Genomic DNA, 8692 nt, shown 5'->3' with positions numbered 1-8692 from the left:
ATCCTCGACTCCCTCGCCCGTTTCTGCCGACGAATCTCCGGCGCAGGACACTAGCGGAAGACCGACGGCGGGGGCTCCGGTGAAGGCTGTGCGGAGGCGTCCGAGACCGGGGTGGCGCCCCCGGCGAAGTCGGTGAGGGCCCGGCCGTGCTCCACCCGGCCGGGGTGGGGGTCGCTCGCCACGCGGCGGGTGAACTCCGCGAGGGGCAGCTCCCGGTCGGCGGCCACCAGGACGGCATTGCCGAACCGTTTCCCCCGCCAGACCACCGGGTCGGCGGCGAGCGCCAGGTGCTCGAAGCGGGTCGCGGCCGTCGCGATCTGGCCCCGGAGGTGGGCGAGCGGCGGACCGTCGGCGAGGTTGGCCACGTACCAGCCGGCGGGCGCGAGGGCCCGGCGTACGTCGTCCAGGAACTCGGTGCTGGTCAGGTGGGCCGGGGTGCGGGCGCCGCTGAACACGTCCGCGATCACCAGGTCGGCCCAGCCGTCGGGGATCTTGGCGAGGCCGGCCCGCGCGTCGACCGCCCGGACGCGGACCCGCGCCTGCGGGTCCAGCGGCAGGTGTTCCCGTACGAAGGCCACGAGCCCGGCGTCGATCTCCACGATCTGCTGCGTCGAGCGGGGCCGGCCGGCGGCGGTGTAGCGGGCGAGGGTGAAGGCGCCGCCGCCCAGGTGCACCACGTTCAGGGGCTGCCGGGCGGGCGCGACGAGGTCGATCAGGTGGCCGATCCGCCGCTGGTACGCGAAGTCCAGGTGGCCGGGGTCGTCCAGGTCCACGTGGGACTGCGGGGCCCCGTCGATCAGCAGAGTCCAGGCGCCCGCGCGCTCCCGGTCGGGCGCCAGCTCGGCCCGGCCGCCGTCCACCTGCCCCACGACCGCCTCGGGGGTGCCGCGTCCGACGCGCCGCTGCTTGCCTTTGCCCTTGCCTGCCACCCTCCCATTGTGACTGGTCAGCGGGGCCGCAGGGCAGCGGCGGCGGTCAGCAGCAGTTGTCCGCGGCCTCGATCAGCCGGGCCGCCTCGCCGAGCGCCGCGCGCAGCACCTCCGGGTCGGTGACCGGCCCGACGGCCTCCGGGGGGAGCAGCCAGCCGGTGGCGCCGGCGGTGGGCGAGCAGCTGTCGCCGAAGCGCATCCCGCGCCCGTTGGTCTGCGTACACGCGCTGCCGGGCAGGTCCCAGGCATCGGCGGTGCCGGGCGGGACGAGGAAGCCGAGGGTGTCGCCCGATCCGTCGTGCAGGACCGGGCCGACCCCGCCGGCCTGGCTGGCGGCGCGGCGGATGATGTCCACGGCCTCCAGACCCTGGCGGGTGGGCACGGTCACCAGGTCCGGCTCCCCGTCGGGCGCGGTGTTCGTTCCGATGCTCTCCATGCCGCCCTCCACCAAGGGAACCCCTCCTCGAGACGCGTACGAGCCGGGAGTGGGCAGTCGCCTCCCACTCCGCATGGGTTCAACGCTCGGGAACGTCAACGGGTGCGGTGGCAAGACGCTGCAAAGGATGGCAGTTCATGGCGGATCGCGGGTGAGATATCCGATTTGTAGCCAAACAGTGCGTGAACCCCCCGTCACTGGCGGTACGTTCATGCGCGCCGGACCTCAGTGACATCGCACCGTCACACAGCATCGGCAGAGTCGGTTCAGAGCAACCGGAGTCACCCCGGGTCCGGCAGGTCACAGTCACCGGCAGTGCGTTCCTTGCCAGAGATGTACCAGAGAGGCCACGTCCATGGCGGCGTCCCCCCACTCACCCAACACCTCCTTCCGGCGTTTGCGCGGACAGCACTCCCCGGCCGAGTTCGCGGCCATGGTCCGCCGGGCGGCCAAGGAAATCGGCGAAACGGTTTCCTGCGACGCCCGCTACATCGGCCGGGTCGAGTCCGGCGAGATCCGCTGCCCCAACTACGCCTACGAGCGGGTCTTCCTGCACATGTTCCCCGGCCGCGCCCTGGCCGACCTCGGCTTCTCACCGCGCGAGAGCGTCCGCGGCCGCTCGGCGCAGCGCGAGGCCCTCTCCTGCGGTGCACGCCTCAAGGACAGCAAGGAGAGCGACGTGCTGCGCCGCGCGTTCATGGCGGGCGGCTCCGCGACCGTGGCGGCCGCGACGCTCGGCCTCACCCTCGGCGACACCCGCCGCGCCCCCTCCCGCGCCGGCGAGTCCGAGGCCACCGCGGTCGAGGACGCCGTACGACAGATCCGGCTGCTGGACGACCGGCACGGGGCCGACGCCCTGTACCGGCGGGCCGCGGAACCCCTGCGCACCGCCTACGCGTTGCTCGACGCGGGGGCCACCCGGCAGTCCACCGAAGACCGGTTGCACGCGAGTGCGGGCGAACTGGCCATCTCGGTGGGCTGGCTCGCGCACGACTCCGGCCGCTTCGAGGACGCGCGCTCGCACTACGCGGAGGCCCTGGCCACGGCCCGGGTATCCGGCGACGCCGCGCTGGAGGCGCACGCGTTCAGCAACATGGCCTTCCTGGCCCGGGACTGCGGCCGGCCGCGCGAGTCGGTACGGGCGGCCCAGGCGGGCCGCCGCGCCGCGCGCTCGCTGGGTTCCCCGCGGCTGCTGGCCCTGCTGGCGCTGCGCGAGGCCGGCGGCTGGGCGGGGCTCGCCGACCGCAAGGCCTGCGAGGAGGCGCTGGCCCGGGCGCACACCGACTTCTCCCGGGGCGAGGCGGGCGCGGACCCGGAGTGGATGTCCTTCTTCGGGGAGGCCGAGCTGGAGTCCCTGGAGTCCCGGTGCTGGGCGGCGCTCGGGGAGCATGCCCGCGCGGCCCGGCACGCCCGCCGGGCCGCGGACCTCCAGGACCCGCACTTCGCCCGGAACGTGGCCCTCTACACCGCCGAGCTCGCCGACAACCTGGCGCACGCGGGCGCCCCCGACGAGGCGGCCTGGGCGGGCGGCCGGGTGCTGGACCTGCTCGCCGAGGTCCAGTCCACGCGGATCCGGTCCATGCTGGCATCGACCGCCCGCACCCTGGTCCCCCACCAGCGCTCCCCGCGCGTGGGCGCGTTCCTCACCCGCCACGCCTCCGCCTGACGGGCGCCGCGCCCCGGTGAACCTTTCCGGTCGCAGCACTAGCCGTCCAGGTGCCCCGTGTCGTTCCAGCGCTCCAGCGCCGGGGCCCCGTACGCCCAGCCCAGGACCGACAGGGAGGTCGGGTCCAGGCGGATGCGGGCGCCGAAGGAGGCGTCGAAGCCGAGCCAGCGCGCGGCCAGGGTGCGCAGGATGTGGCCGTGGGCGAAGACCAGGACGTCGCGCTCCGCCGAGCGGGCCCAGGTGACCACCTCGTCCGCGCGGGCCGAGACGTCGGCGACGGACTCGCCGCCCGGGACCCCGTCGCGCCAGATCAGCCAGCCGGGCCGGACCGCCTGGATCTCGGCCGGGGTCATGCCCTCGTAGTCGCCGTAGTCCCACTCCATCAGGGTGTCCCAGGCTTCGGCCTGCAGTCCGAAGCCGGCCAGGTCGCAGCTCTCGCTCGCGCGCACGAGCGGGCTGGTGCGGACCTCCAGGCCGCGCAGGCCCTGCCACGGATCGCGGGCCAGGCGCTCGCCGAGCAGCTTCGCGCCCCGCTTGCCCTCCTCCAGCAGGGGCACGTCCGTGCGTCCGGTGTGCTTGCCGAGCTGGGACCACGCCGTCTGGCCGTGGCGGGCCAGGAGGATGCGGGGGGCCATATGAGTTTCTCCCGGTCCATGGGGTTTGCATGAGTGTGCGCAGGCTGCACGACTTTGATCGCCTTTGGAGCGATTACGTCGTCCATCCATCATCCATCACATGAACGCAGGGCAACCTCCCCCGCCTTACGCACGTCTTACGCTGTATGACTAATCGGCGTCAGCCCCCGCGATGGTGGGCCGAACTGCTGCTCCTGGGACTCGTCTACGGCGCGTACACGGGCGGCAGACTCCTCGCCCGGGGCGACGCGGGGCTCGCGGTCGAGCACGGCCTGGCGATCCTGCGCGCCGAGGAACTCCTGCGGATCGACTTCGAACGACCCCTCAACCGGCTCTTCACCCACCACGGCTCGCTGGGCATACCCGCCGACTTCATCTACGCCTCGCTGCACTACCTGGTCACCCCGGCCGTGCTCGTGTGGCTCTACCGCCGCCACCCCCGGCACTACCGCCCGGCCCGCACCTGGCTGATGCTCTCCACCCTCCTCGGGCTCGTCGGCTTCACGCTGCTGCCCACCTGCCCGCCCCGGCTGCTCGACACCTCGTACGGGTTCGTCGACACGATGGCCCGGTTCAGCGACTACGGCTGGTGGGGCGGCGAGGCCAGCGCCCCGCGCGGGCTCGGCTCCTTCACCAACCAGTTCGCCGCCATGCCGAGCCTGCACGTCGGCTGGGCCCTGTGGTGCGGGGTCATGCTCTGGCGGTACGGCCGCCACCCGCTGGCCCGGGCGCTCGGCGTCGTCTACCCCACCACCACCGCCCTCGTGGTCATGGGCACGGCCAACCACTACTTCCTCGACGCGGCCGCCGGGGTCGCCGTGATGGGCGTCGGCCACCTCGCGGCCCGGGCGCTGGCAGCGCGAGCAGGCGGTTTCCGCGGTAAGTCCACGATTGTCAGTGGCGGATGGGACACTTCCGCGGGTGAGCTCCTACCCGCCCAGCGGCCCGCAGCACAGAACGCCGCAGACGACGACGCTTCGGCAGCGGCTCGCTGAGCTGCGCGGCCCCGCCGTGCCCCCGCGGCCGCTCGACGCCCGCGCGCTGGCGGCGCTCGCCGCCAACCCCGGCTGCGGCAGACGCGCCCTGCTCGACGGAGCGGGCGTGGACAAGACCGCCCTGGCCGCGGCCCTCGGCTCACCGGCCGCCTTCGGGCAGTCGCAGTTCGCCATCGTGCGCGGCAACTCCTTCGAGGCCAAGGTCAAGGGCGACGGCGGAGCCGCACTGCTGCGCCTGGTGCACGAGCACCTCGGCGCCGGAGCCGAGCCGCCCGGGCCGGACGCCCACGTCCCCGACCTGACCGCCGCCGGGCCCGAGGGCCGGGCCGCCCGCACCGCGCTCGCGCTGCGCGAGGCCACCGCGGCCGGCGGCTGGACCCTGCTCGACCACCCGATGCTGGCGCTGGAGGTGGCGGGCACGCCCGCGTACCTGGAGCCGGACGCCGTCGTCGTGCACCCCGGCGGCCGCTGGACCGTCGTGGAGATCAAGTCGTTCCCGATGATCGACGGGGCCGCCGACGCCGCGAAGGTGGGCGCCGCAGCGCGCCAGGCCGCCGTGTACGTCCTGGCCCTGGAGACGACCGCCGGGAAGCTGACCGGCGCCGAGGTCGGGCACACGGCGCTGCTGGTGTGCCCCAAGGACTTCTCCAACGTGCCGGCCGCGGCGCCCGTGGACGTCCGCCGGGAGCGCTCGGTGACCCGCCGCCAGCTGGAGCGCCTCGCCCTGGTCGAGGAGCTGGCCGCTGACCTGCCCGAGGGCCTCAGCTTCGATCCGGCGCGGCCCGCCGAGGAGCTGACCGAGGCCGTGTCGGCCGTCGCCGCCGCCTACGCCCCCGAGTGCCTGGCCGCCTGCGAGCTGGCCTTCCACTGCCGGGAGCGGTCCCGCGCCGCCGGGGAGCCGGCCGCGCTGGGCCGGTCCGTACGGGGCGAGCTGGGCGGGCTGACCACCGTCGAGGCGGCCCTCGCGGCGGCTACAGGCTGCGGCTCCGCCGAGGACCCGACCGCCGTCGCACTGCACCGGGCCGCCCGGCTGCGCGCCGAGGCCCTGGAAACGGCCGCCGCCCGTGACCCGCACCACGCCCCGGAGACCCCCGAATGTCCCTGCTGAGCACCCTGGCCCGGCTGGAGGCGGTCCGCGCGGGCCGCGCCCAGCCGCTCGCGACCGTACGCCACCGCCACCTGAGCGAGCGCCCGATGGTCCTCGTACCGCTGACCACGGCCGGCGAGGCGGGGGCTCCGCTCGGGGCGATGCTGGGCACCGACCGGGACGATCCGCGGATCCTCGTGATACCGCAGCCGCGCGACCGGGACCTGCGCTGGGAGTTCCTGGCCGACCTGGCCGCGCAGGTGGTGCCGTACCTGGACTCGTACGCGGACGTCGTGGAGCCGGCCCAGCGGACCGAGACCGACCCGGAGAGCGGCAAGAAGGTCAAGGTCGAGGCCGAGCTGTGCGTGGACGCGCCGCAGATCATCGTGCCGAGCCGGGCGGGCATCGAGTACGTACGCCTGCTGGGCCGGTCGATGCGGTTCCGGCGGACGGCCGAGGAGGACCCGGACAATCCGTATCCGGCGCCCACTCAGGTCCCGCTGCTGGGGCGCTGGTTCACCCACCTCGCCGAGCGTTCGCGGGTGCCCGGATCCTCCATGCTGCTGTCCGCCACGGAGCTGCTCGGGCGGCACTGGGCCAGCGGCCAGAGCAACCTGGAGGACCAGCACCTCGGCGCGCTGCTGGGGTGGATCGCGCCGCCCGAAGGAACCTCCGGCGCCGAGTGGGCGCTGCGGGTGGAGCTCGCACGGGACGGGAAGGGCCAGTTGCTCCACCCGCCGGCCGGTCCGGCCACCGACCCGGCCTTCGACAACAAGCTGCTGGCCCCGGCCATCGCGCGCTTCGACGCGGCTCGGACGGCGGGCGGGCCCCGCGGGGGCGAGGCCGCGCGCCTGGCCGAGCGGGCCGTGCGGAGCCTGGTCGTGGACCAGATGCGGGACACCTGGCGGCAGACGTGGGAGGCGGTCGACCTGCTGCGCACCCTCCCGCCGGGCGAACGGACCGAGGAGCGCTGGACCCGCGACCGCTGGTCCTTCACCGGCCACCGGGACCGCGTCCGCGCGGGCGAGCCGCCGCAGCCGCGCCGGGACGACGCGGTGACGGCGGCGCAGAAGCTGGCCACGCGGGAGACCGAGCAGGTACGCCTCGACGCGCAGGAAGCGCTGGACGATCCGCTCGTCATGGCGGGCCGGCGCCACGCGGGCGAGGCCTTCGCCGGCGAGGTCACCGAGGTGGTGATGGAGTGGACGGAGGCGAAGCGGCCCCGCCCGCGCCCGCTGGTGACGGTGGCCACCGAGGACCGGCCCCCGCTCGCGGACGGGGGCGGAGGCGGAGGCGGAGGCGGCGGGAAGGTGTTCCGCTCGCTGGACGGACGACAGCAGGCCTTCGAGTTCGTACGCCGCGAGGAGGACGGCCAGTTGGTGCTGCGCGTGCTCGACAAGATGGGCGCGGGCCGCGAGCCGCTGGAGGGCTCGGTGCCGGAGAAGGGCGACCGGGTGTGCTGGACCCTGTTCGAGCACGATGCGCGCGGCGGCCCGAAGCTGCCCGACCCCGAGCACACCCCGTGGACCCACGGGGGGCCGCCGGGGCACGCGATGGCGCTCCCCCTGCCCGACGCCGTGACCGACGAGGACGTCCTGTGACCGCCTTCGACCCGGGCGCGGCCGCCGCCCAGGCGACCGCCGCCATCCTGCACGACACGCTCCATGGCACCGAGCGGGGCGTGGTCGTCGACTCCCCGCCCGGCGCCGGCAAGTCCACGCTCGTGGTCCGCGCCGCGCGGGAACTGGCCGCGGCCGGACGCCGGCTGATGGTGGTGGCGCAGACGAACGCGCAGGTCGACGACCTGGTGCTGCGGCTCGCCGACAACGACCCGGAGCTGAAGGTCGGCCGGCTGCACAGCAGCGACGGCGACGCGTACGACCCCGCCCTGCGCGAGCTGCCCTCGGTGGTGCTCTCCGCCAAGCCGGGGGATCTGGCGGAGCTTCCGATCACCATCTCCACGGCGGCGAAGTGGGCCTACGTCAAGGACGTGGAGCCCTGGGAGCACGCCATCGTGGACGAGGCGTACCAGATGCGTTCGGACGCGCTGCTGGCCGTGGCCGGGTTGTTCGAGCGGGCCCTGTTCGTGGGCGACCCGGGGCAGCTGGACCCGTTCAGCGTGGTCGGGGCGGAGCAGTGGGCGGGACTGTCCTACGACCCTTCGGCGTCGGCAGTGTCCACGCTGCTGGCCCACAATCCGCAGTTGCCGCAGCACCGGCTCCCGGTGTCGTGGCGGCTCCCGGCGACGGCCGCGCCGCTGGTCTCCCGCGCCTTCTACCCGTACACGCAGTTCCGCAGCGGTACGGACCTGGGCGACCGGCGGCTGACCTTCGGGGTCGAGTGCGACGGCTCGGGCCCGGACCGGGTGCTGGACGAGGCCGCCGAGTCGGGCTGGGGGCTGCTGGAGCTGCCGGCCCGGCACACGCCGCGGACCGACCCGGAGGCGGTGCGGGCGGTGGCCCTGGTGGTGCGCCGGGCCCTGGACCGCGGTGCGGTGACCTCCGACGAGCGGTCGCCGGGGCCGCTGCCGCTGACGGCCGACCGGATCGCCGTCGGCACCGCCCACCGTGACCAGGCCTCGGCGGTCCGCGCGGCGCTGGCGGAACTGGGCGTCACCGGGGTCACGGTGGACACCGCGAACCGCCTCCAGGGCCGCGAGTACGACCTCACGGTGGTGCTGCACCCGCTGTCGGGCCGCCCCGACGCGACGGCCTTCCACCTGGAGACGGGCCGGCTGTGCGTCCTGGCCTCACGGCACCGGCACGCCTGCGTGGTGGTGGCCCGGACGGGCATCGCGGAGCTGCTGGACGACCACCCGTCGACGGAACCGGTCCAGCTGGGCGTGACGGTGAAGTTCCCGGACGGCTGGGAGGCGATGATGTCCACCTGGGACTTCTGGTCCAACCACCGCGTCCCGTGGCGCCCATGAGCCGCAGCCGCCCCG

At 74.8% G+C, this 8692-nt stretch carries 8 protein-coding genes; 5 read left to right on the top strand and 3 right to left on the bottom strand.

Translation table 11 applies throughout. The annotated features are described in order from the left end of the window. Nucleotides 1-50 precede the first annotated feature (50 nt). Nucleotides 51-929, bottom strand: coding sequence for a spermidine synthase (locus tag ACFWBF_RS25475; protein WP_385605923.1), 879 nt, complete (start codon nt 927-929; stop codon nt 51-53). A gap of 46 nt (nt 930-975) precedes the next feature. Continuing rightward, a complete protein-coding gene (locus ACFWBF_RS25470) occupies nt 976-1365 on the bottom strand; it encodes a hypothetical protein (RefSeq protein WP_385605921.1) in 390 nt (129 codons plus the stop codon). A 355-nt stretch (nt 1366-1720) separates the two neighbouring features. Here ACFWBF_RS25470 and ACFWBF_RS25465 point away from each other — a divergent pair, with 355 nt between their 5' ends. Continuing rightward, the gene (locus ACFWBF_RS25465; RefSeq protein WP_385605920.1) at nt 1721-3031 is read left to right on the top strand and encodes a tetratricopeptide repeat protein; all 1311 of its coding nucleotides are present in this window, start codon (nt 1721-1723) and stop codon (nt 3029-3031) included. Between the two features lie 38 nt (nt 3032-3069). On the opposite strand, the gene ACFWBF_RS25460 is transcribed toward ACFWBF_RS25465, so the two are convergent. Then, nucleotides 3070-3666, bottom strand: coding sequence for a histidine phosphatase family protein (locus ACFWBF_RS25460; RefSeq protein WP_385605918.1), 597 nt, complete (start codon nt 3664-3666; stop codon nt 3070-3072). Nucleotides 3667-3812: 146 nt separating this feature from the next. On the opposite strand from ACFWBF_RS25460, the gene ACFWBF_RS25455 reads away from it, so the two are divergent. The 4 genes from ACFWBF_RS25455 to ACFWBF_RS25440 are packed head-to-tail and all read left to right on the top strand — an operon-like array spanning nt 3813 to nt 8677. Beyond that, on the top strand, nt 3813-4661 hold the full coding sequence (locus ACFWBF_RS25455; RefSeq protein ID WP_385605916.1) for a phosphatase PAP2 family protein: 849 nt from the start codon (nt 3813-3815) through the stop codon (nt 4659-4661). Next, nucleotides 4588-5769: a hypothetical protein gene (locus ACFWBF_RS25450; RefSeq protein WP_385605915.1), complete on the top strand. Its 1182-nt coding sequence runs from the start codon at nt 4588-4590 to the stop codon at nt 5767-5769. The genes ACFWBF_RS25455 and ACFWBF_RS25450 overlap by 74 nt, the downstream gene beginning before the upstream one ends. Then, nucleotides 5757-7349: a hypothetical protein gene (locus tag ACFWBF_RS25445; RefSeq protein WP_385605913.1), complete on the top strand. Its 1593-nt coding sequence runs from the start codon at nt 5757-5759 to the stop codon at nt 7347-7349. Before ACFWBF_RS25450 ends, ACFWBF_RS25445 begins: the two co-directional genes overlap by 13 nt. Beyond that, nucleotides 7346-8677, top strand: coding sequence for an AAA domain-containing protein (locus ACFWBF_RS25440; protein ID WP_385605912.1), 1332 nt, complete (start codon nt 7346-7348; stop codon nt 8675-8677). The genes ACFWBF_RS25445 and ACFWBF_RS25440 overlap by 4 nt, the downstream gene beginning before the upstream one ends. The last annotated feature ends 15 nt before the right edge of the window (nt 8678-8692 follow it).

The sequence above is a fragment of the Streptomyces sp. NPDC060028 genome (genome assembly GCF_042736725.1).
In the GTDB taxonomy this organism is placed as follows: domain Bacteria; phylum Actinomycetota; class Actinomycetes; order Streptomycetales; family Streptomycetaceae; genus Streptomyces.
Note: the sequence above shows the minus strand (reverse complement) of the source record. Positions and strands in the feature narration are given on the sequence as shown.

Bases quoted from the DNA above. Each gene is read 5' to 3' on its own strand.
- ACFWBF_RS25470 (WP_385605921.1), bottom strand. From the start codon at position 1,365: ATGGAGAGCATCGGAACGAACACCGCGCCCGACGGGGAGCCGGACCTG.
- ACFWBF_RS25465 (WP_385605920.1), top strand. From the start codon at position 1,721: ATGGCGGCGTCCCCCCACTCACCCAACACCTCCTTCCGGCGTTTGCGC.
- ACFWBF_RS25460 (WP_385605918.1), bottom strand. From the start codon at position 3,666: ATGGCCCCCCGCATCCTCCTGGCCCGCCACGGCCAGACGGCGTGGTCC.
- ACFWBF_RS25455 (WP_385605916.1), top strand. From the start codon at position 3,813: ATGACTAATCGGCGTCAGCCCCCGCGATGGTGGGCCGAACTGCTGCTC.
- ACFWBF_RS25445 (WP_385605913.1), top strand. From the start codon at position 5,757: ATGTCCCTGCTGAGCACCCTGGCCCGGCTGGAGGCGGTCCGCGCGGGC.